Below are 26,564 nucleotides of genomic sequence, written 5' to 3'. Positions count from 1 at the left end.
CGCAGTTCAATGCTAGAAAAACTCTTTTCTTGCATAGGGGAACTTTTTTGCCCTTGACCGACAGCCTTTAATGGGTGTCCCCTTTTCTTTCGCGAGGTGGGGACTGGCTCCGCAGGTGCCTGTCCCTCTTGCTTGAGGAAGGTGGTTGAGATGAAAGGAGCGTTCCGCTAGAGGGACAGGCACCTTACGGAGCCAGTCCCTTTCTCCTAATGGGTTTCGCCTTTCGCCTCGTGCGCCTTGATCACGCGCAGGAAGGCGTCGCCGTAGCGGGCGAGTTTGTGCTGACCGACGCCGGTGATCTTCAACAACTCCCACTTGTCCTTGGGCATCTGCGCTGCCATCTCGGCCAGCGTGGCGTCGGGGAAGACGACGTAGGGCGGCACCTGCTGCTCGTCGGCGATGTGCTTGCGCAGCTCCCGCAACTCCCCGAAGAGCTCGCCGTCGTAAGTCGGCTTCTTGGCGGCGGTCTTCTTCTCGACCACCCTGGTATCCCTCGGCTTGGCCAACTCCAGCGCCATCTCTCCCCGCAACAGCGGACGCGCTTTCTCCGTCAGCTTCAGCACAGAAAAGTTCGCTAGATCCTGCTCCAGGTAACCGAGGTGGATCAACTGCCGCAACAGGTTACCCCAGACCTCCTGGGAGTGGTGCTTGCCGATGCCGAAGGTGGAAAGCTGGTCGTGCTTCAGCTCGTGGATCCTCTGGTTCTGCGAGCCCCGCAATACGTCGATGACGTGCCCCATGCCGAAGCGCTGGCCGACCCGGTAGACGCAGGAAAGTGCCTTTCGGGCATCCTCGGTACCGTCGAACCGCTCAGGCGGGCTCTCGCAGATGTCGCAGTTGCCGCACCCGGCTGCCAGGCTGTCGCCGAAGTATCCCAAGAGCACCTGGCGGCGGCAGGTCTGCGCCTCGGCAAAGCCCACCATGCAGTTCAGCTTGTGCAGCTCGATCCGGTTCTGTTCCTCGTTGCCACCGTTGCCGATCAGCCCGCGGGCGACCGCGATGTCGCCGTAACCGAAGAGGAGCAACGCATCGGCGGGAAGCCCGTCGCGGCCGGCGCGGCCGGTTTCCTGGTAGTAACTTTCGATGCTCTTGGGCATGTCGTAGTGCACCACGAAGCGGACGTTGGACTTGTCGATCCCCATGCCGAAGGCGACCGTCGCGACCACGACCTTCACGTCGTCCCGCAGGAACGCTTCCTGGACCTCGTGGCGCTCCTTGTCCGGCAGCCCGGCATGGTAGGCAGCCGCCTTCACACCCGCTTCGCACAGCTTCCTGGCCACCTCCTCCACCCGTTTGCGGGACAGGGCATACACGATCCCCGCCTCGTCCTTCCGGGTGGATAAAAAGGCCATCAGCTGGCTGAACGGCTTGTTCTTCTCCATGACGCTGTAGCGGATGTTGGGGCGATCGAAACCGGTGCAGAAGCAGGTGGCTTCCTGGAGCCCGAGCCGGGAGAGGATGTCGCCGCGGGTCTGCGCGTCGGCAGTAGCGGTGAGCGCGATCATCGGGATCTGCGGGAAGATCTCGCGCAGCATGCCCAGTTGCGCGTACTCGGGGCGGAAGTCGTGTCCCCATTGCGATACGCAGTGGGCCTCGTCGACGGCAAAGAGGGAGATGGGGAGGGTCTTGATGCGGTCGATGAAACCGTCGGAGAGCAGCCGCTCCGGTGCCACGTAGAGGAGCTTCAACTCCCCGGCGTGAAACTCAGCCAGCACCCGGCGCGCCTCGGCCTCGCCGAGAGCGGAGTTATAGCAGGCGGCGGCGACACCATTCTCACGCAGCGCGTCGACCTGGTCCTTCATCAACGAGATCAGCGGCGAGACGATGAGCGCGGTGCCCGGAAGGCAGAGGGCGGGGACCTGGTAGCAGAGGGACTTGCCGCCGCCGGTCGGCATCAGCACGAAGGCGTCCTTCCCGGAGAGCACCGTCTCCACGATCTCCTGCTGGCGCGGCCGGAACGATTTGAAGCCGAAGACCTCGTTCAGGATCTGGGTATGAGAAAGCGGCATGGTGAGCCCTCTAAAGGCGGTGCGGGTGAAAAACGAAAGGCGCGGTCTGTGCCACGCCATAGATCAAAACAGGTCTGGGTTCCTTGTCAACTCAGGCGCCGTCAGACTGCGTCGGCGGCAAACGGTGCGACAAGGTCGAGTTCCGCGATGAAGGCGCGCGTGCGGGGCGCCCCGTTGCAGGGATCCAACAGGCTCGGACGAAGCAGATCCTCGTAGCTGTCGACGTCGTACCAGGAGGTGAGCAGCGCGGCGGCAAGACCCGAGGCTTCCGCCTGCCGGAGACTCGTCTCCAGCACCCTTTCACTGGACCAGGGGATATCCTGGAACAGGGCGCCGTAGCCGTCTCTGACTCCCACCAGGTAGTAGCCGCCATCATCTGCCGGACCAAAGACCGCGTCCCTCCCCTGCTCGAGTTCCCGGAACGCCTCCTCGATTAAAGGTATGGGGAGATCGGGGGAGTCTGTCCCTATCACCACCCGAGCGCCGTAGCCCCGCCCGGCCAGCTCTGCAAATGCATGCTCCAGGCGCACGCCCAGCCCGCCGGTGCTCTGATGTACCAGGAGCGCATCCGGTGCGGCTTTTCTGAAAAACTCCGCGCTCCCCTCGTAGAAGATGACGATGTCCGCATCAAGCCCGGCGGAACGCTCGATGATATCCAGCAGCATGCAGCGGTAAAGCTCCGCAGCCTGGGGCGGCGACAAGGGCGGGGTGAGGCGGGTCTTGACCCGTCCCGGCAGCGGCGTCTTGGCGAAGATGGCGAGCGCGCGTTTCATTAGAGAAAGAAACCTTAAGGGAGTTAAATGAAGGATTAAAAGCTAGAGTTGTCCACAATTTTCCTACTTTTCAACAAAGTTATCCACAGTCGGAGCCAGTCAAGCTGTTGACTCTGCCGATCCGGCTATCCTTTTTTTCTCTCGATGGCGGCGTAGGCGGAGTGCTTGTGTATCGACTCGAAGTTCTCGGCCTCTACGGAAAACCACGTGATATTTTCCATAGATAGCAGACGCACCGTCGCCTCGCGCACCATATCCTCGACGAAGCGGGGGTTCTCGTAGGCCCGCTCGGTGACGAACTTCTCGTCTTCGCGCTTGAGCAGGGAATACACCGGCGAGGAACCGCACTCTTCGATGATGTCGATGAGGTCCTCGATCCAGATGAATTCGGAGTAGCGTACCTGGACGGTCATGATGGAGCGCTGGTTGTGGGCGCCGTAGCTGGAAAGTTCCTTGCTGCAGGGGCAAAGCGAGGTGACCGGCACCTTGATTCCCAGCACGAAGTCGAAACGGTCGGAAAGCGAGGCGCTGAAGGTGCAGGTGTACTCCATGAGGCTCTTGGCCTTAGAGACGGGTGCCTTCTTCTCCACGAAGTAGGGGAACTCCATCTCCAGGTGTGCGTTGGACGCCCCCAGCTTCTCCTTCATGGTGGAAAGAATCACTTCCAGCTTGTCGAGGGCGATGTCCTCCCGGTACTTGTTCAGGATCTCCACGAAACGGCTCATGTGGGTTCCCTTGAAGTGGTGCGGGAGGTCGACGTACATGTTGATGCGCGCGATGGTGTTCTGGAACTTCTTGTTCTTGTCCATCACCACGATGGGATAGGAGACGTCCTTGACGCCCACCTTGCCGATCGCGATGTTGCGGGTGTCGCGGGTCAACTGCACGTCGGTGAGGGTCTTGCCTTCTTTCTTCTGCTCCATATCTTTGCTCATGCCTTTCCTCAGCCGTGTTTCCCCCTCGCCCACCGGGAGAGGGGAAGGGGTGAGGGCGTTGCCCACGGAGTGAGGGTATCGCCAATTGAGGCGCCCTCACCCCGGCCCTCTCCCAGAGGGAGAGGGAGGGACGGTGGAATGATAGTAGTAACCTGCCGGCAGTTGACGCGCCGGTAGTAGCAGGGGATTACCGCTTGACGTACCGGACCGGGTCGGTGACGCCCAGCTCGGCGAACCCTTTCAGGCGCAGACGGCAGGAGTCGCACAGGCCGCAGGCGGCGCCGTCTTCGGTCGGATCGTAACAGGAATGGGTTTTCCCGTAGTCGACGCCCAGGGTGAGGCCGGTCTTGATGATCTCGGCCTTGGTGAGGCTGATGAGCGGCGTGTGGATGGTCATTTTCTTCCCTTCCACGCCCGCCTTGGTGGCGAGGTTCGCCATCGCCTCGTAGGCGGCGATATACTCGGGACGGCAGTCGGGGTAGCCGGAGTAGTCGAGGGCATTGACACCGATGAAGATGTCGAAGGCCCCAAGCGTTTCCGCCCAGCCCAGTGCGAACGAGAGGAAGATGGTGTTCCTGGCCGGGACGTAGGTGACCGGGATTTCCTCACCTACCCCTTCCTTGGGGACCGCGATGTCGGAGGTGAGGGCGCTGCCGCCCATCATCCTCAGGTCGAACTCGACCAGCATGTGGTCCACCGCTCCCATCGGGCGCGCGTTCTGCTTGGCGAGGGCCACTTCGTGCTGGTGACGTTGACCGTAGCTGAAGCTCATGGCGTACGGCTCAAAGCCCTGGTGCCTGGCTATGGCCATGCAGGTGGTCGAATCGAGCCCGCCGCTGTACAGGATTACCGCTTTCTTCTTCATCGCTTACCTCTGTCTCACGCTCCTCCCCCCGGAGGGGGGAGGCTGGGAGGGGGGATTTTTGATAGACTTTCCCCCTCCCTAACCCTCCCCCTCCGGGGGAGGGGATGAAAGGCAGATCGAGTGGGGGTAAATACAAAAGAAAAAGGCCGCGCCGGCGATTCCGGTGCGGCCTTGGTGACTACTCTACGAAGCTCTTCAGCTTCTTCGCCCGGCTCGGGTGCCGCAGCTTCCTGAGCGCCTTGGCCTCGATCTGCCGGATCCTTTCACGGGTTACTTCGAAGTCCTGGCCGACCTCTTCGAGGGTATGGTCGCTCTTCTCGCCGATGCCGAAACGCATCCTGAGCACCTTCTCCTCACGCGGTGTGAGGGTGGAGAGCACGCGGGAGGTCTGCTCGGAGAGGTTGGCCTTGATGACCGCCTCGAGGGGGCTTACCACACCCTTGTCCTCGATGAAGTCGCCAAGATGGGAATCCTCTTCCTCGCCGATCGGGGTCTCCAGGGAGATCGGTTCCTTGGCGATCTTGAGCACCTTCCTGACCTTGTCCAGCGGCAGCGCCATGCGCTCGGCGATCTCCTCCGGGGAGGGCTCGCGGCCGATCTCCTGCACCAGCTGGCGGCTGGTACGGATCAGCTTGTTGATGGTCTCGATCATGTGCACCGGGATGCGGATGGTGCGGGCCTGGTCCGCGATGGCGCGGGTGATGGCCTGACGGATCCACCAGGTGGCGTAGGTGGAGAACTTGTAGCCGCGCTGGTACTCGAACTTGTCCACCGCCTTCATCAGGCCGATGTTGCCTTCCTGGATCAGGTCGAGGAACTGCAGACCGCGGTTGGTGTACTTCTTGGCGATGGAGACCACGAGACGGAGGTTGGCCTCGACCAGCTCGCTCTTGGCCAGCTTGGCCTTGTGCTCCCCTTCTTCGATGGCGAGCAGCGCGTTGGAGAGTTCGCTGGCCTTGAAGCCGGACTCCTGCTCGATCTTCTTCAGTTTCGCTTCGCTGGAGCGGTAGCGTTTCTCGAGCTTCTGCCCCTCTTCGAGCGACATGTTCATCTTCTTGGAGAAGTCGGCGTCGGACGCGTTCTTCAGCCCTTCGAAGGCGGCCAGGAACACGTCCTTTACGGTGCTGGTTTCCTTCTCCAGTTCGGAGATCTCCTGCATGACGGTGTCGACCTTGCAGGAGAGCTCCTTCAGGCGCTGGGCGATCTTCTCGATGTGGCGGTCTTTGAGGCGCAGAGACTTGAGGGTCTCGGCCATCTTGACCTTCAGCTCGCCGTGCTCGGTATTGAGCGCCTCGCCTTCCTTGGCCGAGACCTTACCTTCCAGCGCGGTCTGGATCTGCTCCATGCGCTGCGACATTTCGTGGATCTCGTCGATGATGCCGAGAACGCGCAGGGCCTGCAGGTCCTCTTCACCCTCTTCCAGGACCTCTTCCTCGACGTCCTTCGAGATCTCGATGGCGCCGATCTGCTGCTTGCGCAGGCGCTCGCCCAGGGAGATGACCTCGCGCACGGTGATCGGGGTGTTCAGGATGACGCTGGCCACGTCGCGTTCGCCGACTTCGATCCTCTTGGCGATCTCGACCTCGCCCTCGCGGGTCAGCAGGGATACGGAACCCATCTCGCGCAGGTACATGCGCACCGGATCGCTGGTACGGCCGAGGGTGCCGGGCTCGAACTCTACTTCTTCGCCCTCGCCCCCTTCGTGCTCTTCCTCTTCCTCGAGGTCCATCTTGATCTTGGGGATCTTCACCTTTTGGGCGGAGTCCACGATCTCGATGTCCATATCGCCAAACATGCTCATCACATCGTCGATCTGATCGGAAGAGACGATGTCAGGGGGGAGCAGGTCGTTCACCTCTTCATAGGTGAGGAAACCTTTCTCCTTGCCCAGGTCGATAAGCTGCTTCACTTCATCCATGCTTTTCTTGGCCATTTACCACGCTCCGCTACAGCTTGAATCCAGCACAGGCTACCGCTTGAATCCTACTATAGTAATTTCGATTTTTTATTACGCAACCGCTCAAGTTCAGACAGTATCTCCAGGTACCTGGGAGAATCCGGGTCGACCGTGGCCAACTCCCTTGCCAGGGCCTTGCCGTCCCCCTTGAGCGCTCGCCGCTCCAGGGCTTGGCAGCACTGCTCGAAGGCCTTGACCGGGTCAAGATCCTCGAGGTGCGCGTCCTCCACGAACAGCGAATAGAGACGGCTTCTTTCCTCGTGCGACTCGACCTGTTCCAACACCAGGGGGAGATCGAGATCCCCCGTTTCAGACTGTGCCACGATGGCCTGTGCCAACTTCAGGTGGCTGGCGCTGAAGAGCTTATCGGCACCGTGATCGCGAACCCTTAACACCACGTCCGGGTACTTGACCATCAGGGTGAGCAGCACATCCTCGGTGCTTCGCTGCTGCGGAGCCCCCTTGGGCTGCGGACGCGGCGCCTGGACTTGCGCCGGGATGCCCACCTTCTGGAGCAGCATGGCGCGGTCGATGCCGAGCGCCCGGCAGATCTCCTTCTCGTAGAGCCCACGCTCCACCGGGTCGCCGATCTTCTGCAGCCGGGGCGAAACCTCGTTGACGAAGGCGACCTTCCCTTCCACGCTCCTCACGTCCATGCGCTTGAGGAGTCCCTTGTAGAAGGACTCGAAGATGGGGAGCGCCTTGTCCAAAAGCGGCTGGAAAGCCGCGCCCCCTTCACGGTTGATGAAGGTGTCCGGGTCGTCCTCCGCCGGAACTTCTACCACCCGCGCCGGGAACCCTTCTTCGAGGAACAGTTCCATGGAGCGGACCGTCGCCTTGCGCCCCGCCTCGTCGCCATCAAAGAGCATGAAAGCCCGGTCGGCGTAGCGGCGCAACAGCTTTACGTGCGGCGGCGTGAGAGCAGTGCCGCAGGTGGCCACCACGTTGGTGAAGCCAGCCCGGTACAGAGCCAGGTGATCGAAGTATCCTTCGACGACGATGGCGCTCCCCTTCTCCCGCATCCCCTTCTTGGCCAGGTCGACCCCGAAGAGGACCTCGCTCTTGCGGTAGACGATGGACTCCGGGGAGTTTATGTACTTGGGGAGCGAGTCGTCCATGACCCGTCCACCGAAACCGATGGCCCGCCCGTGCAGGTCCGCGATGGTGAAGAGGAGACGGTTTCGGAAGGTGTCGTAGTAGCCGTCCTTCCCTTCCCTCTTTCGCAGCAGCCCGAGTTTCTCGGCCGCATCCAGCGGGATCCCCTTACGCCGGAGAAAGCTGGTCAGGTTGTCCCACCCCGCCGGTGCGAAGCCCATGCGGTAGGTGGCGGCGGTGGCCTTGTCGACCCCGCGCTTCTCCAGGTAGGCCCTGCCGGCGGCACCCGCCTCGTCCGATTCCAGCACCCGGCGGTAAAACTCGCAGGCCGCCTCGTTGATCTGGTAGGCCTGTTCCTGCTCGTCCACCTTGCGCTTCTCTTCGCGGGTCAGCGGACGTTCGGGGATTTCCACCCCCACCTTCTTGGCTAGGAACTTGACCGCCTGCGGGAAGGAAAGCCCCTCCATACGCATCACGAAATCAACGGCGTTGCCGCCCACGCCGCAACCAAAGCAATGGAAGATGCCGCGCGCCGGGTTCACGTTGAACGACGCGGTCTTCTCGCCGTGGAAGGGGCAGACGCCCTGGTAGTTGGCCCCGGACTTCTTGAGGCTCATGTAGTCGGAGACGACCTGGAGGATCGGGGCCCTCTCGCGTACTTCCCTGATCTTCTCGTCCGGTATCGTCGACACTGCGGTTAATCCTTATTTCTTATGCGCTCCGTGCGGAGTCGGCGCCTTTACTTCTTTGCTTTCACTGCCTTCCTTTGTTTCTTTAGCGTCCCGGTTTTCCCTGTTCTGGGCTATGGCGCCTTCCCAACCGGCGGCGATGTCCGCACCGGTCGAGGCGAATGCGGCGGCGGTCTTGGAACCGTGGATCCAGACCTTCACCTTCTCCGGCATCGGCTTGGTGGTGGCCAGGTAGAGGAGCACGCAGAGTATGAAGCCACCCTGGAGGAAACCGAAGACGATCCCGCCCGCGCGGTTGATTCCACCCAGGAGCATGACTTTCAAGACGACGGTGAGCAGATGACCGAGGAAATAGAAAAGCATGCCGAGCAGCATGAAGATAAGGAGGAACGCCAGCGGCTGTGCGACTTGCGGGGGGAGGTTGATGAAATGCCTGATCCCCAGACTGAGAGTGGAATAGTATCGGAAAGCGGCCCAGCCGCCCGTGACGAGGCCGAGCAGGGAGCAGGCCTCACGCACCAAGCCCTTCGAGAACCCCTTCGCGACAAAGAAAAGCAATACGACCCAGATAAGGATGTCAAGAAGGATCATGCAAACACCTGGTCACTAGCTACAAAGCAAAAGAAGGGGGAATCGCTGCGATTCGCCCCTACTCATGACACCCAAACCTCGCAAGTACCCCCGGGAGTGGTCCCGGGGGCGTTGATCATGCGAGTTTTTCCTTCACAACTTCGCTCACCAGTTTGCCATCTGCACGGCCGGCGACTTGGGGCTGGATGGCCTTCATGACCTTGCCCATATCCTTGCCGCCGGTAGCGCCGACTTCCGCGATGACTTTCGCCACCAGGTCAGCCAGCTCTTCCCGTGTCAGCTGCTGGGGGAGGTAGCCCATAAGGAGCGCGAGCTCCGCTTCCTCTTTATCCACCAACTCCTGCCTGCCTGCTTCCTTAAAGAGTCGGATGGATTCCCTGCGCTGCTTGCAGAGGGTAACGATGGTTTCGGTGATCTCGCTATCGTTCAGTTCACGCCTGAGCTCGATATCGCGGTTTTTCACCGAGGAGAGTACCATGCGGATGGTAGATAAACGCAAGGTATCACGACTCTTCATCGCCTCCTTCAGTTCCGCGTTAAGCCTCTCCCTCAGTTGCATGAAACCCTCTTTCTTAGTCGACCATCTTGCGCTGCTTCTTCAGAGCGCGCTTGCGAGCGGCAATGGCCTTTTTCTTCTTCTTGATGCTCGGCTTCTCGTAGTGCTCTCTTTTGCGGACCTCAGAAAGGATCCCCGCTTTCTCGCACTGTTTCTTGAACTTCTTGAGCGCAAGCTCAAACGGTTCAGTCTCTTTTACCTTTACTCCCGGCATTCATATTCCCCCCCCTTCTCTAGCTAGATTTACTACTTGTGTGGGTACGGGCCGGCAGACATTATTCAAGGAACCAGCAATATATCATCGCGGTCTTTTTTGTCAAGGTATTTGTGCCATTGTGGAACGGCTAGCCGACGCGGGAGTTCTTCTCCTCGATGCCGGACATGCCGAAGCGGCGCCTGAGCTCCGCGTAGACCTCTTCCGGGTCGATGTCGTAGAAGCCGAGCAGGACCAGGCTGTGGAAGAAAAGGTCAGCGGTCTCGTAGACGATCTCCTCGCGCTTGCCCCCTTTGCCCGCGATGACCACTTCAGTCGCTTCCTCGCCCAGCTTCTTGAGGATCTTGTCGATCCCCTTGGCCATGAGGCTTGCCGTGTAGGAGTTCTCGCTCGGGTTGGCCTTGCGTTCCTGGATGACGCGGTACACCGCGGCGATGATGTCGTCTTTATGCTGCTCCATAAGGATGCTCCTTGGCATTATCACTCCTCGCCCTGGAGGGGGGAGGTCGGGAGGGGGCTATGCTGGCTGGAGAAAAACTTCCCCCCTCCCTAACCCTCCCCCTCCGGGGGAGGGGACTTGGTCCGGTCGTTAGAGCCTGACCGGCACACCGCGCTCGCGGAGGTAGGTCTTGGCTTCTTCGATGGTGTACTCGCGGTAGTGGAAGATGGAGGCGGCGAGACAGGCGCTGGCGCCGGCCTGGGTGAAGCCGTCGTAGAGGTGCGAAAGACCGCCGACCCCGCCCGAGGCGATGACCGGGATGCTGACCGCGTCGACGACCGCGCGGGTCAGCGGCAGATCGTAGCCGTCCTTGGTGCCGTCACGGTCCATGCTGGTGAGGAGAATTTCCCCCGCGCCCAGTTCTTCCATGCGCTGCGCCCATTCGACGGCATCGATACCGGTCGGGTTGCGGCCGCCGTGGGTGTAGACTTCCCAGCCGCCGGTGGCGCGGGAACGGGCGTCGATGGCGACCACAGTGCACTGCGAGCCGAAGCGCTCAGCGGCCTCGTTCACGAACTCGGGGCGATGGACGGCCGCGGTGTTGATGGAGACTTTGTCCGCCCCGGCGTTCAAGAGGCGCCGGATATCGTCCACGGTGCGGACCCCGCCACCGACGGTGAGCGGCATGAAGACGCGCTCGGCGGTCCTGCGCACCACGTCGATGATGATGTCGCGCTCGTCGGAGGAAGCGGTGATGTCGAGGAAGGTCAACTCGTCCGCGCCCTGCTGGTCGTACAGCTCGGCGATCTCGACCGGGTCGCCCGCGTCGCGCAGGCCCAGGAACTGGACACCTTTTACTACCCGGCCGCCTTTTACGTCGAGGCAAGGGATGATTCTTTTGGTCAGCATCTGAAAACTCCACAGTCCTGGTTCCCAAGTTCCAGCTTGGGAACCCACAGCTTGCGCGAAGCTCGAGCTTCGCAAAGGGTTTGCGTTCCCAAGCTGGAGCTTGGGAACGAGTAGCAACTCCACAGTCCTGGCTCCCAAGCTCCAGCTTGGGAACGAGCAGCGGGCGTGCGATGGTTCGCGGAGGAGGCGAAGCTATTTCTGTTTCTTGGTCAGTGCAATGGCTTCGGCGAGGTTGATGGCGCCGGAGTAGATGGCCTTGCCGGTGATGACGCCGGTAACGCCGGAGGACTCGATGGCGATCAGGTTCTCGATGTCCTTGAGCGACGAGAGGCCGCCGGAGGCGATCACCGGGATGTTGATGGCTTCGGCCAGTGCCTTGGTAGCTTCGATGTTCGGCCCCTGCATCATCCCGTCGCGGCTGATGTCGGTGTAGATGATGGCGGAGACGCCGTCGCCTTCGAACTGCCTGGCGAGTTCGGTGGCCGTAATGCCGGTGACCTCGGCCCACCCCTGCACGGCAACCATGCCGTTCTTGGCGTCGATGCCGACGACGATCTTGCCCGGGAACTTGGCGCACGCCTCTTTCACGAAAGCGGGGTTTCTCTGTGCGGCGGTGCCGATAATGACGCGGCCGATGCCCAGGGAAAGGTAGGCCTCGATGGTGGCGATGTCGCGGATGCCGCCGCCCAACTGGGTCGGGATGGTGACGGACTTGACGATGGATTCGATGGCGGAGCGGTTCTTCGGCTCACCGGCGAAGGCGCCGTCGAGGTCGACGATATGCAGGATCTCGCCGCCCTGGCGCTGCCACTCGGCCGCCTGCGCACCGGGATCGTCGTTGAAAACCGTGTCCTTCTCCATCAGCCCCTGCTCCAGGCGGACACAGCAGCCGTTCTTCAGATCTATTGCCGGAATAATGATCATTTCAATTCCTCGATAATTTCATATCTCCTCGCCCCGGAGGGGGGGAGGCTGGGTGGGGGGCTATGCTGGCGGAAGAAAAAACATCCCCCTCCCTAACCCTCCCCCTCCGGGGGAGGGAACAAACCCAGCGATAGGAGACTATTTCATCTGCGAAAAGTTCTTGAGCATGGCGAGCCCCTTGTCCTGCGACTTCTCCGGGTGGAACTGGGCGGCCACGACGTTGTCGCGCCAGATGGCGGCGCAGAAGTCGATGCCGTAGTTGGTGGTCGCGGCCACGACGCTCTCGTCATCAGGCTTCACGTAGTAGGAGTGCACGAAATAGACGTTGGAGCCCTGCTCGACGCCCTGAAACAGCGGGGACGGGCGCTTGATGTCGAGCTGGTTCCAGCCCATGTGCGGCACCTTGAGGTCCTCGCCCGCCTGCTGCATCCCTTCCGGGAAGCGGAGCACCTTGCCGGGAATAACGTCCAGGCCCTTGTGGATGCCGAACTCTTCGCTCTCGGTGAAGAGGAGTTGCAGACCGAGGCAGATGCCGAGGAAGGGCTTGCCTTCCTTGATCACCTTGAGGATCGGCTCGACAAAGTCCCCTTCCTCGAGGTTCCTGATGCAGTCGCGGAAGGCCCCGACGCCCGGGAGCACGACGCGCTCGGCGTCCAGCAGCACCTTGGGATCGGAGGTGACGACGGCGTCGCAGCCGACCTTCTCGAACCCTTTTTGCACGGAGCGGAGGTTGCCCATGCCGTAATCTATGATCGCGATCATCTATCTATCCTTCCGGCACGTTGCGGTGCCTGTTGCTGTTTCGCGTTGGCGCACTACACGTGCTGCCAACGCCCTCATCCGCCCCTTCGGGGCACCTTCCCCCAGTGGGGGAAGGGATGGACAGCCCCACTCTAAAGAGAAGGCCGTCAACTTGGTCCACTCCCCCTCGCCCTCTGGGAGAGGGTCGGGGTGAGGGCGCTTTTTTAAAGCTTGCCCTTAGTGGACATGACACCCTCGATGCGGGAATCCATCTGCGTCGCCATGTCCAGTGCGCGGGCGGCGGCCTTGAAGCAGGCTTCCAGGATGTGGTGCACATTGTCGCCGTACATGACGTTGATGTGGAGGTTGGCGCCACAGTGGTTCACGAAGCCCTGGAAGAACTCGCGCACCAGCTCGACGTCGAAGTCGCCGATCTTCACCTTGGGAAGTTGGACGTTGTAGACCAGGTAGGGACGGCCGGAGAGGTCGGTGGCGACGCTGGCGAGCGTCTCGTCCATCGGGACGGTGGCCTGGCCGTAGCGGCGGATGCCGCACTTGTCGCCCAGCGCTTCCTTGAACGCGGTGCCCAGCACGATGCCGATATCCTCGACGGTGTGGTGGAAGTCGATGTCGATGTCGCCGTGCGCTTCGACCTTGAGGTTGAAGAGGCCGTGCCGGGCGAAAAGGTCCAGCATGTGGTCCAGGAAAGGAACCGAGGTGCAGATCTGCGCCTCGCCTTTGCCGTCGATTTCGAGGGAGAGCTTGATCTGCGTCTCCTTGGTGATGCGTTCGATGCTTGCCGACCTGGCCATGCCGCCTCCTTGAATTAGATGATCAAAGCCGCAATGAATTCCAAACTAGCTGTCGAGCCTGAAGCTGACCGACTTGCCGTGGGCCTCGAGCCCTTCCAGCGTCGCGATGCGGACGATGTCCTTACCGACCCGCTGCAGGCCGCCCTTGGTGAAATAGATGAGGGAGCTTTTCTTGACGAAGTCATCCACCGACAGCGGCGAGAAGAAACGGGCCGTGCCGCCGGTGGGAAGGGTGTGGTTGGGGCCGGCCAGGTAGTCGCCGGAGGCCTCGGGGGTGTAGTGCCCCATGAAGATCGCGCCTGCGTTGGTGATGAGGGGCATGATCTCGAAAGGATTCTCCACGGCGAGTTCCAGGTGCTCCGGCGCAATGCGGTTGGAGAAGGCGATCGCCTCTTCCAGGTTGCCGGCCACGATGATGACGCCGAAGGATTCCCAGGACTTGCGGGCAATGGCCTCGCGGGAGAGTTCCTTCAACTGGCGCTCGACCTCGGCCGCCACCTTCTCGCCGAAACCGCGGTCGGTGGTGATCAGCACGGAGGATGCCAGTTCGTCGTGCTCCGCCTGGGAAAGAAGATCCGCTGCGATGTGGGTCGGGTTGCCGCTGCCGTCGTTGATGACCAGGATCTCGCTGGGGCCGGCGATCATGTCGATGCCGACCTGGCCGAAGACCAGCTTCTTGGCTGTGGCGACGTAGATGTTGCCCGGGCCGGTGATCTTGTCGACCCTGGGGACGGTGGCGGTGCCGTAGGCAAGCGCCGCTACGGCCTGCGCGCCTCCGATGCGGAAGACGCGGTCGACGCCGGAGAGTTTGGCGGCAACAAGAACGTGGGCGTTGGTCTCGCCGCCCGGGGTGGGGACGACCATGATGATCTCGCCCACGCCGGCAACCTTGGCAGGGACAGCGTTCATGATGACACTGGAGGGATAGCAGGCCTTGCCGCCGGGGACGTAGATGCCGACCTTGGCGAGCGGGGTCACCTTCTGGCCCAGCATGATGTCGCTTTCCTCGGTGGAGAGCCAGGTCTGCTGCTTCTGCTTCTCGTGGTAGCGGGCGACGCGCTCCACGGCGAGTTTCAGCGCCGCGAGGTCCTTCTCGTCCACCTGGGCGAAGGCGTTGGCGAACTCCGCCTCGGTGATTTCAAGGCCGGCGGCGTCGCACTCCACACGGTCGAAACGGCGGGTGTAATCCAGAAGCGCCTCGTCGCCGCGCTTGCGCACGTCGGAGATGATGCCCAGCACCACCTCTTCGACTTCGCGTCCCGACTCCTCGCCGCGCTCTACAATGGCATCGAACTTCGCCTGAAAATCTGCTTCCCTAATGTCGAGGAACTGCATCTTTAAACCTCGCGATTCATGACAATAAAATTCAAAGATTGCTGCGTCCCCCCCTTTTGCAAAGGGGAGCCAGGGGGGATTTAGCCGAGGCAGCCACAACATCCTGGGCTGCAACGGAGTTAAATCCCCCTCGTTCCCCCTTTGCGAAAGAGGGAAGCTGTTGGCTTGGGTAAGATGGCTGCAGCGGAATGGAGCGTTCCGCTAGAGGGACAGGCACCTGACGGAGCCTGCCCCTTCTGCTACCTAGATATGCTGCTCCAGCCCCTCGATGATCTTCGAGATGCGCTCGTGCTTGGTCTTGAGGCTCGCGCGGTTGACGATGAGGCGGCAGGTGATCTCGGCGATGGTCTCAATCTCTGCCAGACCGTTCTGCTTCAGCGTCTCACCGGTGGAAACGAGGTCGACGATGCGTTCCGAGAGGCCGACCAGCGGCGCCAGCTCGATGGAGCCGTAGAGCTTGATCAGCTCAACCTGTATTCCCTTGGCCGCGAAATATTTCTCGGTGACGTTGGGGTACTTGGTGGCAATACGGATGTTGTTCCAGGCAGCGGGATCGTCCTTGGTGGAGAGCTCGACCGGCTCGGCGACCATCAGGCGGCAGTAGCCGAACTTTAGGTCGAGCGGTTCGTAAAGGTCCTTCTCCGCCTCCATCAGGGTATCTTTCCCCACGATGCCGAGGTCGGCGCAACCGTACTCCACGTAGGTGGGGACGTCGGTGGCGCGCACGATCATGTAGCGCATCTTCTGCTCATGGTTCTCGAAGACGAGCTTCCGGGTGTCGGAGAGGAGCTCTTCACAGTCGATGCCGATCTTCTTGAACAGGGCAACGGAGTCCTGCAGAATGCGGCCTTTGGGGATGGCAATGGTGACGTAGTCGGTCATTTAAAAACTCCAGTGGAGCATGGCATTTGGTGGACCTGGTGGACCTGGTGGACCTGGTGGACCGTGATCGAACGAGGGGCGATCTATCGCCCCCTTACACTACGGGCCGTCGATGTCCGGGACGCGGACAATGTCGGCACCGAGACCGGCGAGCTTCTTCTCGATGTTCTCGTAGCCGCGGTCCAGGTGGTAGATCCTGGAGATCTCGCTGGTGTTGTCGGCGGCGAGGGCGGCGAGGATCAGCGACGCGGAGGCCCTGAGGTCGGTCGCCATGACCGGCGCGCCGGAGAGCTTCTTGACGCCCTTCACGGTGGCGCTGTTCCCCTCGCATATGATGTCGGCACCGAAACGGAGCAGCTCGGAGACGTGCATGAAGCGGTTCTCGAAGATGTTCTCGGAGATCACGCTGGCGCCTTCGGCGATGCACATGAGGGCCATGAACTGCGCCTGCATGTCGGTCGGGAAACCCGGGTAGGGACGGGTCTTGATGTTGACGTTGCGGATCTTCTTGGGACCCTTGACGCGAACCACGTTGTCCTTGTTGATGATCTCCACACCTGCGTCCTGCAGTTTGAAGGTCAGCGCGTCGAGGTGCTCCAGGCGCATGTTCTTGATCTTGACGTCGCCGCCGGTGATGGCGGAGGCGATCATGAAGGTCCCGGCCTCGATGCGGTCCGGCATCACGGCGTGCTCGGCGGCGGTCAACTGCTCGACGCCTTTGATCCTGATGGTGTCGGTGCCTGCGCCTTCGATGTTGGCGCCCATCTTGGTGAGGATGTCGGCGAGGTCCACGATCTCCGGCTCGCGGGCAGCGTTCTCGAGGATGGTCTCGCCCTGCGCGGTGGCTGCCGCCATGAGAAGCTGCTCGGTGCCGCCAACGGTGGAGATGTCGAAGTTGATGCGTGCGCCTTTCAGCTTCTTGGCTTTCGCCTCGACGTAGCCGTGCTCCAGGGTGATCTCGGCGCCCAGCGCGGCGAGGCCCTTAAGGTGCAGGTTGATGGGACGTGCGCCGATGGCGCAGCCGCCAGGGAGCGATACGCGGGCCTGGCCGAAGCGTGCCAACAGAGGTCCGAGCACCAGCACGGAGGCACGCATGGTGCGCACCAGATCGTAGGTGGCTTCCCAGCTGTTCAGGTCGGTGGTGTCGATCTTGACCACGTTGCCGCGGCCGTCAACCTTGGCGCCCAGCTTCTCCAGCACCTTGATGGTGGTGTTGATGTCGCGCAAGAACGGGACGTTGCTGATGGTGTGGCATCCGGGTGCCAGGATGGTCGAGATGAATATGGGGAGGGCGGCGTTCTTCGACCCGCTGACGGTCACTTCTCCGGAGAGCTTGTTGCCACCTTTGATTACCAGTTTTTCCACTGTTACCTCTGTACTCTTTTTCTTTTGTTCAGCGCCCCGAGGGGCGGATGGAAATTGTTACAGCCTGCCGCCAACCACGCGTTCGATGCCTGCGGGATCGGTCTGGGTGAAGGTCTCACCGGCGAAGCCGCCGGCCTTTAAAAGCCCCAGCACCTGGGGGGCCTGTCCGGCGCCGACCTCGAAGATGAGCCAGCCGCCGGGGTTCAGATAGCCGGGTGCGTCGTTCACGATGCGCCGGTAGAAGTCGAGGCCGTCGGCACCGCCGTCGAGCGCGCCCATCGGTTCGAAGCCGCGCACTTCGGCCTGCAATGTCGCCAGTTCGGAATTGGGAATATAGGGCGGGTTGGATACTACCATGTCGAAGCGTCGTCCCGCAAACGGTTCGAACAGGGATCCCTGGAAAAATTGCACCGTGGCCGCGTTGCGCTCGGCGTTGCCGCGGGCTACCTCGAGGGCTTCCGCGGAAACGTCCACGCTGCAGACCTCGGTCTGCGGCAGTTCTTTGGCAAGGGAGATGGCCACGCAGCCGCTACCGGTGCCGATGTCGAGGATGCTCTTCGCGGCAGTTGCGCGCTTGATCGCCTCGGTCACCAGCACCTCGGTATCATGGCGCGGGATCAGGACCGCCGGGGTGACCCGGAACTCGTGGCCCATGAATTCCTGGGTCCCGAGGATATACTGCAGCGGTTCGCGCTTGCCGCGGCGCGCCACCATGGTGCGGTAGGCGGCCAGTTCAGCGTCGGAAAGGGGCTTGTCGAAATTGAGGTAGAGCCCGACCCGGTCCAGGGAGAGCGCCTCGCACAGCATCCACTCTGCCTCGAGACGCGGGTTCTCCACGCCTTTCTCGGAAAGGTAGCCTTTGGTCCAATTGAGGACTTTGAGGACATCCCATTTTTCGGGGGTGGTGGTCATGGCAACCTACTTGGACGTTGCGGCCCCAGTGAACCTGATGGGCCCGGTGGACCTGGGGGATTACATACCTTCGCTTTGGGCCTGCAGGGCTTCCATCTGGTAGTGGGCACGCAGGGAGTCCGCGATCTCGGCGATGTCGCCGGCCATGATGGAGTCGAGGCGGTACAGGGTGAGCCCGATGCGATGGTCGGTCATGCGCCCCTGCGGGAAGTTGTAGGTCCTGATACGCTCGCTGCGGTCACCGCTGCCCACCTGGCTCTTCCTGTCGGCAGCCATCTTGGCGTTCTGCTCCATGACGATGTTGTCCAGGATCCTGGACTTCAGGACCTTCATGGCTTTCGCGCGGTTCTTGATCTGGCTGCGCTCTTCCTGGCAGGCGACGACCGTGCCGGTCGGGATGTGGGTGATCCTGACCGCGGAGTCGGTGGTGTTGACGTGCTGCCCCCCCGCGCCGGAGGAACGGTACACGTCGATCTTCAGATCGGCCGGGTTGATGTCGATGTCGATATCCTCGGCCTCGGGCATCACCGCCACGGTGCAGGCGGAGGTGTGGATGCGTCCCTGCGCCTCGGTCTCGGGCACGCGCTGCACACGGTGGGTGCCGGACTCGTACTTGAGTTTGGCGAAGACGCCGTCGCCTTCGACCAGCGCGATGACCTCTTTGAAGCCGCCGCGCTCGGACTCGGAGGCGGAGATCACCTCGACCTTCCAGCGGTTGGTCTCGGCAAAGCGGCTGTACATGCGGAACAGGTCGCCCGCGAAGAGGGCCGACTCGTCGCCGCCGGTGCCGGCGCGGATCTCGAGGACGACGCTCTTGTCGTCGTTGGGATCCTTGGGAAGCAGAAGCACTTGGATCTCGCTTTCCAGCTGCTCGCGGCGCTCTTCCAGGGTCTCCAGCTCGGCCTGGGCCATCTCGCGCATCTCCTGGTCCGGCTCCTTGAGGAGTTCCTTGTTCCCCTCGATGTCGGAGAGCACCTTCTTGTACTCGCGGTAGGCGGCGATCAGCTCGGTGAGGCCGGCGTGCTCCTTGGAGAGCTTTCGAAACTCGACCTGGTTCGCCAGCACCTCCGGATCGGAAAGGAGCGATTCGAGCTCCCCGAAGCGGGTTTCAAGATCTGCAATTTTGTCGAACATGGACATCAAAACACCTCAAAAGAGGTTCTACGTTCTACGTTCTACGTTCTACGTTAAAGGCACACCCGCAGGTGGAGGCTTCTAACGTAGAACGTAGAACGTAGAACATAGAACGTGTTTTAGTACTTACACCACCAAGCGGTCGTCTTTGAAGCCGTCGTTCAGTTCGAGGGCGACCTGCATGGACTTGATGGCAACCTCGAGCTGGCTGTCGTCCGGCTCGCGGGTGGTCAGGCGCTGCAGCGCGAGGCCCGGGGCGATCACCATCCTCACCAGCGCGTGGTTGTCGTGCTTGGCGGTCCACTTGAGGACCTCGTAGGAGAGCCCGGCGATCATCGGCAGCAGGATGATCCTGGAGCCGGCCTTGAAGTAGAAAGGCCACAGCTTCGGGATCAGGGAGAACACCACGATGCTCACCAGCATGACGATCAGGAGGAAGCTGGTGCCGCAACGGGGGTGCAGGCAGCTGTACTTTCTCACGTTTTCGACGGTGAGCTCCTCGCCCGCCTCGAAGGTGAAGATCGACTTGTGCTCGGCGCCGTGGTACTGGAACACCCGCTGGATGTCCTTCATGCGCGAGATGCCGATGATGTAGATCAGGAACACCGCGACCCGGATCACGCCGTCCACCAGGTTGAAGACGATGTTGGAGTCGCCGATGATCGGGATGAGCAGCTTGGTCAGGTAGAGTGGCAGGATGAAGAAGAGCAGGATGCCGAAACCGAAGGCCGCGGCCATGGTGCCGGCGATGGCCCAGTCGTTGATCTCTTCTTTTTCCTCACCCTCGGCGAGCGCTTCGTTGGCGGAAAAATTGAGCGCCTTGATGCCGATGATCAGTGACGAGAAGAGCGCCACCGCCCCACGGACGATGGGGAGCTTGGTGATGGGGAAACGCTCGGAAAGCGGGATCACCGTCTCGCTCTTGACCGAGATGTCGCCGTCGGGTCTTCTCACCGCGATGGCCATCGAGCGCGGTGCCCGCATCATGACGCCTTCCAGAACCGCCTGTCCGCCTATGTTTATCTTTGACACTTGTTACCTCGTGTGTTGAGGGGCAAAAAGTCTTCAGGGAAAAAAGTCTTCCCCCCTCCCGACCTCCCCCCTCCAGGGGGAGGAGCATGGACGGCGCCCGCTGGAAAATGAGCCATGCGTCCCAAACCTCAGAGGGAGGTGCGCTAAGCGTCCCCGCCCCCGGAGGGGGAGGGACAGGGAGGGGGATGTTTTACATCTCCCGGAAGTACTCCCGAACCTGCGCCATCTTGCCGCAGCACATGGCGCCTTCGGGGCAGGGACCACCAAGGCAGCCGGGGCCGGCCTTGTCGAAAACCGTCGGTGCCACCGGCTTCACCAGACGGAGCATCTCAATCGCCATGGCCCGGATCTCCCACTGGGCGCGCTCGCAGCAACGGACAGCGAAGAAGTGCAGAAGCTCCCGGGCGTTCATGGTGATGATGATCTTGGTCTCGGTGGCGTTGGGAAGCAGGTAGCGCGCATCCTCGGCCGGGACACCCGCCTCGACCAGGGCCGCATAGGCCGCGTGCAGGGCCGCCACCTGGGCCTCGAACAGTTCCAGGTGCTTAGGATTGTCCGCGATCGATTGCGGCGTCACCACCGCGAACCGCTCCTTGTGAGAAACGTAGCGCTGGGACTGCTGGGAAAAGGAGGCGACCCGGTGCCGCACCAGCTGGTGGCTGGTGACGCGCGAGATCCCGTCCACACCGAAGGTGAAGGAGGCGTGCTCCAGCACCGACTGGTGCCCAAGCGACATGATCTTGTCCAGGAATTTTTTGACGTCAGCGCCGGAGAGCTTGTCCTTGAGCGCCTCGATGTCGGCCGACGAATAGCAGAGCCGGGCCGCAAGTGCGATGGTCAACTCGGGATCGGGGGTGTACTGCAGAAGGGCAACCTTCATGAAGATCCTTCACATTGCTGCGTTGTTTTGCAATCGAGCCATAGAAAACGAAACAAGGGGATTTCGCCATAGACAAAATCCCCTCCGAACGGATTCGCAAGCGCGAAAGCCTACTTCTCCAGGTTGTATCTCTTGCGGAAGCGCTCGACGCGGCCTGCGGTGTCGATCAGCTTCTGCTTACCGGTGTAGAACGGGTGGCACTGCGAGCAGATCTCGGTGGAGATCTCCGCTTTGGTGGAACGGGTCTGGAACTGGTTACCGCACAGGCACTTTACGGTAATTTCCTCGTACTTCGGGTGGATCCCTTCTTTCATATCTTCCTCCTGGCGGGGCGCGCCCCGTTATCTAACTTTGATGTTCTTGCCGGAAAGTAGCCATAAATAGCACCTTCCCTGCAAGATTTCAACACTTTTTTACTTGCTCATGGAATCGAGGAAGTCCTGGTTGCTCTTGGTCCCCTGCAGCTTGGAGATCAGGAACTCCATGGAGTCGACCACGTTCATCGGGTGGAGCACCTTCCGGAGGATCCAGATGCGGTTCAAAGAGGCCTGCGGGATGAGCAGTTCTTCCTTCCTGGTGCCCGACTTGTTGATGTCGATGGCGGGGAAGGTCCTCTTCTCGACCAGCTTGCGGTCGAGATGGAGCTCCATGTTACCGGTGCCCTTGAACTCTTCGAAGATGACCTCGTCCATCTTGGAGCCGGTGTCGACCAGGGCGGTGGCGATGATGGTGAGCGAGCCCCCTTCCTCGATGTTACGCGCGGCGCCGAAGAAGCGTTTGGGCTTGTGCAGGGCGTTGGAGTCGACACCACCGGAGAGGATCTTGCCGGACGGCGGGATCACGGTGTTGTAGGCGCGGGCCAGACGGGTGATGGAGTCGAGCAGGATGACGACGTCGCGCTTGTGCTCGACCAGGCGCTTGGCCTTCTCGATGACCATCTCGGCCACCTGGATGTGACGGGAAGCCGGCTCGTCGAAGGTGGAGGAAATGACCTCGCCCTTCACGGAGCGCTGCATGTCGGTAACCTCTTCCGGGCGCTCGTCGATGAGAAGGACGATCAGGAACACCTCGGGGTGGTTCAGCGCGATGGAGTTGGCGATGTTCTGGATCAGCATGGTCTTGCCGGTGCGCGGCGGAGCGACGATGAGGCCCCTCTGCCCTTTGCCGATCGGCGCGACCAGTTCCATGACGCGGCTGGACATGTTGTCCGGGGTGGTCTCGAGCACCAGCTTCTCTTCCGGGTAGAGCGGGGTCAGGTTGTCGAAGAGGATCTTGTCGCGGGCGACCTCGGGAGATTCGTGGTTGACGGTCTCGACCTTGAGGAGGGCGAAGTAGCGCTCCCCTTCTTTGGGCGGCCTGATCTGGCCGGCAACGGTGTCGCCGGTGTGCAGGTTGAAGCGGCGGATCTGGGACGGCGACACGTAGATGTCGTCCGGACCCGGCAGGTAGTTGTAATCCGGCGCCCTCAGGAAGCCGAACCCGTCAGGCAGGGTCTCGAGGACCCCCTCGCCGAAGATCATGCCGTTCTTCTCGGTCTGGGCGTTGAGGATGGCGAAGATCAGGTCCTGCTTCCTGAGACTGGACGCCCCCTCGATGTTCAACGCCTTGGCAATGGCCGTGAGATCGTTGATTTTCTTTTCTTTAAGTTCCTGTAGGTTCATCTGTTCTCCTGATATGGCGCAAATATAGATCTAGCGGCAAATTGCCTGACTGGGAATACGGGAATGTTTCACCGATGCGGCATGGGTGACATACGAGGCGTGCCTGACGAGCGCTAACGTGTAAAGGATCTGTGAGTATTTAAGCCTTGAGTTTGTTCTTGAGGTGTCGGTACCGGTTCGGTATGAGAAAAAATTCGGGGTATTTAAAGGTGTCTGCAAAAGGTCTTATTGAGGATATTGGAAATTTATACCCTTCCCCTCGTTACCTTGTCAACTTTATTTTTTCCGCTCTTTGTGGTGCGGGCGGCGCCCGAGTGACTGGAGCCGCGAGAGGTTCCCGAGTTGGGAGCGGTCAAATTATTGGCTCTCATTACGGGGCGTTGACGCTGCAGACCCCGCTTCCGGGCCCGATTCAGCATCCACTGCAGCATCGGTGCCATACTTGGCGCCGCTGCGGCGTTTTCTGCGGGCCTTCTGTCTTTTGAGCTTTTCCGCGGCCAATTCCTTCTTGGTCATGCCGCCGCCGGCCCCTTCGATCTTCTCCATGAGCAGGCGCCGGGCCAGGAACCGGTTCAGCGACTGGCTGCGCGATTCCATGCATTTCACTTCGAGCCCGCTGGGGATGTGTTTCAGGTAGACGCAGGAGGAACTCTTGTTGACGTGCTGCCCGCCGCGCCCCGAGGCGTGCACGAAGCGCTCTTCCAGGTCCTTCTCCGCGACCCCGAGTTCTTCCATCTTCGCCTTCAGCCAGCGGTTCTTTTCTTCGCTTACTGCGAAATCAGCCATCACCTCTCCCTTTCGAACGCTCCACGAGCGATGCGTGTTTGGTTTCCCACCTCAGGGCCTTCGCCGAAGGAGGGGACTGGCTCCGCAAGGTGCCTGTCCCCTTAGTGCTTGAAAGGTGGCTGAGCTGAGAGGAGTGTCCCGCTAGAGGGACAGGCACCTGACGGAGCCAGTCCCTTCAGCAGCGGCCATGATAACGTCCGGGGGCGGGGAAGTCAAAGATGCCGAGCCCGCGGAGGGACGATCCTTCTCCCGCCCCCGGAGGGGGAGGGCTGGGGAGGGGGTAAAAGGCGAGGGGACATGGACAGCGCGAGTGGTTATGGAGGTACGCACGGTGCCCTTTGCTGGCACCTCGTGGTCGCCTTGGTATAATCTCCGGCTGATTCCGGAGGTGCCCTCATGACAGCTATCAGCAGGCGCGCATTCCTGGCCGGCGGGATCGCCTTCTTTCCCTACCTCTACTACCAGAGAGCTGCCGTGGCGGTGCGGCGCTACCGGGTGCCGGTGCAAAACCTCCCGGCGGCCTTCCACGGCTTCGCCATTCTGCATATCACCGATCTGCACGACAAGGAGTTCGGGGAGCGCGGCGAGGATCTGCTGGCGAACCTGCGTCGCTTGTCCTTCGACCTCGTGGCCGTCACTGGAGACCTGGTGCTGAGGACCTCGCCGAAAATAAACGCTGCCCTGGAACTGATCCGGGGGATCGGCGGCTTTTCAAAAAGCCCCATGTTCTCGGTGAGCGGCAACCACGAGTGGGGGGCGCAGATGGCGCCGCAAGTCAACGCGAAACTGGAACAGGCTGGGGTCCGGGTTCTCAAGAACGAAGCGGAAATGCTGCCAAGGGGAAAGGACCGCCTCTGGGTGGCCGGCGTGGACGACCCGGTGACCGGGAGAGCCAACTTGGCACAGGCGCTGAGCCGTACCGATGCCCGTGTTCCGCGCCTGTTGTTGGCCCATGCGCCGCATCCCTTCCCGCAGGCGGTGCAGGCCGGTGTGGACCTGATGCTGGTCGGTCATACCCACGGTGGTCAAATCCGCCTTCCCCTGATTGGCGCTCCCTACATCCCCTCCATGGGATACCTGCCAAAGTGGGATTACGGCCTGTACCGCCAAGGGAAATGCACCATGATCGTCAACGGCGGCCTGGGGGAAAGCTGGTTCCCGATCCGCATCAACGACCCTCCCGAGGTGGTGCTGGTGACCCTGCTGCCCTCGGAAGCAACCACGGGAGCACAAACTGAAGGCTTAGGCTAGTCGCGCGTAGGCGGCATCACCACGTCCGCCATGACCTCAGCGATGCGGGCCGCCGTGAGCCGGGCGTTGTTGAAGACCAGGTGGTACAGGGTCGGGTCGGTGATGTCCCGCCCGAGAAAATCCTTGAGGAAGGCATCGCGCTGGCGCTGCTTTTCCGTCACCATGTCCTGCGCCTGGTCGGCGGAGATCCCGCAGCGGGACGCCACCGCCTTCACCTTGAAGCTCATGGGGGCGATGATCCGGAAGTGGTAGCAGTTGCCGGTGTTCTGGGTCAGGATGGAGGCGCCCCTCCCCACCAGGATCACGTTCCCCTCGGTCGCCAGCGCCACGATCTGGCGGCAAAGCAGCCGGTAGTAGTCCTTGTCGCTTCTCCAGCGCGGTGAAAAGGTGGAGAGCATGTCGTCGAGGAAGCGGTTCTTGGTGCCCAGGTTGCGCAGGATGCCGTCGGAAAGGTTGTGGTCCTTGGCCACCGCGTCCAAAAGGGCCCGGTCCATGACCACCCACGGCTTGCCCGAGCGCTTCTCCAGGATGCCCTGCAGCCTCTCGGCCACCGGATACCCCTCGCAGCCGAACTCACGGGTCAGGGTCACCGTCGGGTTGCTCCGCTGCACATCGGTGATGCCATGCTCGTGCAGGTTCCTGCGGCCTACCTCCATCATGCCGCGCAGCCTCTGTTCAATCGACGGGATCAAAACGTTCTTGCTCATGATGATGCCCTCCCGAACTGTTAACTGGCTGGGTCTTCGTCTTTAATTAGGCCGCAGTTTTCGGCGGCGTCAACAGGAGTGACGATATTTAATGCAGTGCTGCGGCTTGCATTTTTTCCGCTATCATTAGCGCCATGACGCCGCTTTGGTTCCCGCTCACTGTTTTGTCCGCCTTCTTCCTCGCCACCAGCGATGCGACCACCAAGCGCGCCCTGGCCGGGAGAAACGAGTACCTGGTCACCTGGCTGCGCATCGCTCCCACCTTGCCGCTTTTCCTGCTCACACTCCCCTTCATCGAGACCCCGAAGATCGGCGACGACTTCTACTTCTGCATCTTTACCGGGCTGCCACTGGAGGCGGTGGCGATCATCCTTTACACCAAGGCACTCAAACTCTCGCCGCTCTCGCTCACCCTGCCGCTGCTCTCGCTGACGCCGCTTTTACTGCTGGTGGTGCCCTACCTCCTCCCGGGCGAGAGGATCTCGCCGATGGGAGGAGCCGGGATCTTCCTGATCGCCCTGGGAGGCTACCTGCTCAACTCCGGCAGGGGCGAAACGGGCGTGCTGGCACCGCTCAAGGCGCTGGCACGTGAGAAGGGTGCCCTGTGCATGCTGGGGGTCGCCACCATCTACAGCGTCACCTCCACCCTCGGCAAAAGGGCCATAGCAGCCTCCTCGCCCCTCTACTTCGCCGGGATCTACCTCCCCCTCCTGGTGCTCGTCCTCACACCGTTTGCCCTGTACAAGTCCCGCGGCGAACTGGGGCCCGTGCTGCGCAACGGCACGGCCAAGGCCGTCATACTCCCCGCCGTCTGCTACGCGCTCCAGGCCCTCACTCACGTTTTTGCCGTCAACCTCACCAACGTCGCTTACATGATCGCGGTAAAACGACTGAGCCTCCTTTTCGGTGTGCTCTACGGCCACTACCTGTTCAAGGAGAAGGGCGGCATCGTCTCCACCATCATCATGCTGATCGGGGTGTTCCTTATCGTGGCGGGAGGCTAACGGGGCTAACGGCCGTTCTACGTTCTACGTGTTGAGTGCCACGACATCGTGGACACAAATAAGTGCCACCACATCGTAGACAAAGTTCTCTGACAATCGAATAGCC

General features: G+C 61.4%; 27 protein-coding genes. 2 read left to right on the top strand and 25 right to left on the bottom strand.

Annotated elements, in window-relative coordinates:
• Positions 1 to 206: 206 nt before the first annotated feature.
• The 24 genes from recQ to JFN91_RS21310 all read right to left on the bottom strand — a co-directional run bounded on the left by recQ (position 207) and on the right by JFN91_RS21310 (position 23,496).
• Positions 207 to 2,009, bottom strand: coding sequence for a DNA helicase RecQ (recQ, locus tag JFN91_RS21425; protein ID WP_199391176.1), 1,803 nt, complete (start codon positions 2,007 to 2,009; stop codon positions 207 to 209).
• 101 nt (positions 2,010 to 2,110) lie between these two features.
• Positions 2,111 to 2,782, bottom strand: a complete 672-nt coding sequence (locus JFN91_RS21420; RefSeq protein WP_199391175.1) for a TIGR04282 family arsenosugar biosynthesis glycosyltransferase — start codon at positions 2,780 to 2,782, stop codon at positions 2,111 to 2,113.
• A 125-nt stretch (positions 2,783 to 2,907) separates the two neighbouring features.
• Positions 2,908 to 3,705, bottom strand: a complete 798-nt coding sequence (gene folE2, locus JFN91_RS21415) for a GTP cyclohydrolase FolE2 (RefSeq protein WP_199391178.1) — start codon at positions 3,703 to 3,705, stop codon at positions 2,908 to 2,910.
• 199 nt (positions 3,706 to 3,904) lie between these two features.
• The gene (queC, locus tag JFN91_RS21410) at positions 3,905 to 4,582 is read right to left on the bottom strand and encodes a 7-cyano-7-deazaguanine synthase QueC (protein ID WP_199391174.1); all 678 of its coding nucleotides are present in this window, start codon (positions 4,580 to 4,582) and stop codon (positions 3,905 to 3,907) included.
• 178 nt (positions 4,583 to 4,760) lie between these two features.
• Positions 4,761 to 6,515 (bottom strand): RNA polymerase sigma factor RpoD, encoded by a 1,755-nt coding sequence (gene rpoD / locus JFN91_RS21405; RefSeq protein ID WP_199391173.1) that lies wholly within the window; start codon positions 6,513 to 6,515, stop codon positions 4,761 to 4,763.
• 53 nt (positions 6,516 to 6,568) lie between these two features.
• Complete coding sequence (gene dnaG / locus JFN91_RS21400) at positions 6,569 to 8,326, bottom strand: DNA primase (protein WP_199391172.1); 1,758 nt, start codon at positions 8,324 to 8,326, stop codon at positions 6,569 to 6,571.
• Between the two features lie 12 nt (positions 8,327 to 8,338).
• On the bottom strand, positions 8,339 to 8,914 hold the full coding sequence (locus JFN91_RS21395; protein ID WP_199391171.1) for a CvpA family protein: 576 nt from the start codon (positions 8,912 to 8,914) through the stop codon (positions 8,339 to 8,341).
• 115 nt (positions 8,915 to 9,029) lie between these two features.
• Positions 9,030 to 9,473, bottom strand: coding sequence for a GatB/YqeY domain-containing protein (locus tag JFN91_RS21390; RefSeq protein WP_183349249.1), 444 nt, complete (start codon positions 9,471 to 9,473; stop codon positions 9,030 to 9,032).
• A 13-nt stretch (positions 9,474 to 9,486) separates the two neighbouring features.
• Complete coding sequence (rpsU, locus tag JFN91_RS21385; protein ID WP_183349251.1) at positions 9,487 to 9,684, bottom strand: 30S ribosomal protein S21; 198 nt, start codon at positions 9,682 to 9,684, stop codon at positions 9,487 to 9,489.
• A gap of 130 nt (positions 9,685 to 9,814) precedes the next feature.
• The gene (locus tag JFN91_RS21380) at positions 9,815 to 10,144 is read right to left on the bottom strand and encodes a phosphoribosyl-ATP diphosphatase (protein WP_199391170.1); all 330 of its coding nucleotides are present in this window, start codon (positions 10,142 to 10,144) and stop codon (positions 9,815 to 9,817) included.
• Positions 10,145 to 10,273: 129 nt separating this feature from the next.
• Positions 10,274 to 11,032: an imidazole glycerol phosphate synthase subunit HisF gene (gene hisF, locus JFN91_RS21375; protein ID WP_183349255.1), complete on the bottom strand. Its 759-nt coding sequence runs from the start codon at positions 11,030 to 11,032 to the stop codon at positions 10,274 to 10,276.
• A 192-nt stretch (positions 11,033 to 11,224) separates the two neighbouring features.
• Positions 11,225 to 11,956, bottom strand: a complete 732-nt coding sequence (gene hisA, locus JFN91_RS21370; protein WP_199391169.1) for a 1-(5-phosphoribosyl)-5-[(5-phosphoribosylamino)methylideneamino]imidazole-4-carboxamide isomerase — start codon at positions 11,954 to 11,956, stop codon at positions 11,225 to 11,227.
• 138 nt (positions 11,957 to 12,094) lie between these two features.
• On the bottom strand, positions 12,095 to 12,718 hold the full coding sequence (gene hisH / locus JFN91_RS21365) for an imidazole glycerol phosphate synthase subunit HisH (RefSeq protein ID WP_199391168.1): 624 nt from the start codon (positions 12,716 to 12,718) through the stop codon (positions 12,095 to 12,097).
• Positions 12,719 to 12,921: 203 nt separating this feature from the next.
• Positions 12,922 to 13,509: an imidazoleglycerol-phosphate dehydratase HisB gene (hisB, locus tag JFN91_RS21360; RefSeq protein WP_199391167.1), complete on the bottom strand. Its 588-nt coding sequence runs from the start codon at positions 13,507 to 13,509 to the stop codon at positions 12,922 to 12,924.
• A gap of 45 nt (positions 13,510 to 13,554) precedes the next feature.
• Positions 13,555 to 14,844, bottom strand: a complete 1,290-nt coding sequence (gene hisD, locus JFN91_RS21355; protein WP_199391166.1) for a histidinol dehydrogenase — start codon at positions 14,842 to 14,844, stop codon at positions 13,555 to 13,557.
• 243 nt (positions 14,845 to 15,087) lie between these two features.
• On the bottom strand, positions 15,088 to 15,726 hold the full coding sequence (gene hisG / locus JFN91_RS21350) for an ATP phosphoribosyltransferase (protein ID WP_199391165.1): 639 nt from the start codon (positions 15,724 to 15,726) through the stop codon (positions 15,088 to 15,090).
• A 99-nt stretch (positions 15,727 to 15,825) separates the two neighbouring features.
• Positions 15,826 to 17,091 carry a UDP-N-acetylglucosamine 1-carboxyvinyltransferase gene (gene murA / locus JFN91_RS21345; protein ID WP_199391164.1) on the bottom strand — a complete coding sequence of 422 codons (1,266 nt, stop codon included), beginning with the start codon at positions 17,089 to 17,091 and terminating at the stop codon, positions 15,826 to 15,828.
• Between the two features lie 57 nt (positions 17,092 to 17,148).
• Positions 17,149 to 18,003, bottom strand: a complete 855-nt coding sequence (prmC, locus tag JFN91_RS21340) for a peptide chain release factor N(5)-glutamine methyltransferase (RefSeq protein ID WP_199391163.1) — start codon at positions 18,001 to 18,003, stop codon at positions 17,149 to 17,151.
• 60 nt (positions 18,004 to 18,063) lie between these two features.
• Positions 18,064 to 19,137 (bottom strand): peptide chain release factor 1, encoded by a 1,074-nt coding sequence (prfA, locus tag JFN91_RS21335; RefSeq protein ID WP_199391177.1) that lies wholly within the window; start codon positions 19,135 to 19,137, stop codon positions 18,064 to 18,066.
• Positions 19,138 to 19,263: 126 nt separating this feature from the next.
• On the bottom strand, positions 19,264 to 20,169 hold the full coding sequence (locus tag JFN91_RS21330) for a DUF1385 domain-containing protein (protein ID WP_199391162.1): 906 nt from the start codon (positions 20,167 to 20,169) through the stop codon (positions 19,264 to 19,266).
• Positions 20,170 to 20,359: 190 nt separating this feature from the next.
• On the bottom strand, positions 20,360 to 21,049 hold the full coding sequence (thyX, locus tag JFN91_RS21325; protein WP_199391161.1) for an FAD-dependent thymidylate synthase: 690 nt from the start codon (positions 21,047 to 21,049) through the stop codon (positions 20,360 to 20,362).
• 110 nt (positions 21,050 to 21,159) lie between these two features.
• Positions 21,160 to 21,363: a 50S ribosomal protein L31 gene (rpmE, locus tag JFN91_RS21320; protein ID WP_183349277.1), complete on the bottom strand. Its 204-nt coding sequence runs from the start codon at positions 21,361 to 21,363 to the stop codon at positions 21,160 to 21,162.
• A 99-nt stretch (positions 21,364 to 21,462) separates the two neighbouring features.
• Entirely contained in the window at positions 21,463 to 22,710 is a 1,248-nt protein-coding gene (gene rho, locus JFN91_RS21315; RefSeq protein ID WP_183349279.1) for a transcription termination factor Rho, read from the bottom strand.
• A gap of 357 nt (positions 22,711 to 23,067) precedes the next feature.
• Positions 23,068 to 23,496 (bottom strand): peptide chain release factor family protein, encoded by a 429-nt coding sequence (locus JFN91_RS21310; protein ID WP_199391160.1) that lies wholly within the window; start codon positions 23,494 to 23,496, stop codon positions 23,068 to 23,070.
• Between the two features lie 396 nt (positions 23,497 to 23,892).
• Between JFN91_RS21310 and JFN91_RS21305 the strand changes: the two genes are divergently transcribed.
• Positions 23,893 to 24,747 carry a metallophosphoesterase gene (locus JFN91_RS21305; protein ID WP_199391159.1) on the top strand — a complete coding sequence of 285 codons (855 nt, stop codon included), beginning with the start codon at positions 23,893 to 23,895 and terminating at the stop codon, positions 24,745 to 24,747.
• Here the strand turns inward: JFN91_RS21305 and JFN91_RS21300 are convergent.
• On the bottom strand, positions 24,744 to 25,454 hold the full coding sequence (locus JFN91_RS21300; protein ID WP_199391158.1) for a cytidylate kinase-like family protein: 711 nt from the start codon (positions 25,452 to 25,454) through the stop codon (positions 24,744 to 24,746). The genes JFN91_RS21305 and JFN91_RS21300 overlap by 4 nt on opposite strands.
• A 134-nt stretch (positions 25,455 to 25,588) precedes the next feature.
• Between JFN91_RS21300 and JFN91_RS21295 the strand changes: the two genes are divergently transcribed.
• Complete coding sequence (locus tag JFN91_RS21295; RefSeq protein WP_199391157.1) at positions 25,589 to 26,458, top strand: EamA family transporter; 870 nt, start codon at positions 25,589 to 25,591, stop codon at positions 26,456 to 26,458.
• Positions 26,459 to 26,564 lie beyond the last annotated feature (106 nt).

Source organism: Geomonas anaerohicana (genome assembly GCF_016458305.1).
Lineage (GTDB): Bacteria > Desulfobacterota > Desulfuromonadia > Geobacterales > Geobacteraceae > Geomonas > Geomonas anaerohicana.
This window is presented reverse-complemented; position numbering and strand designations above follow the sequence as displayed.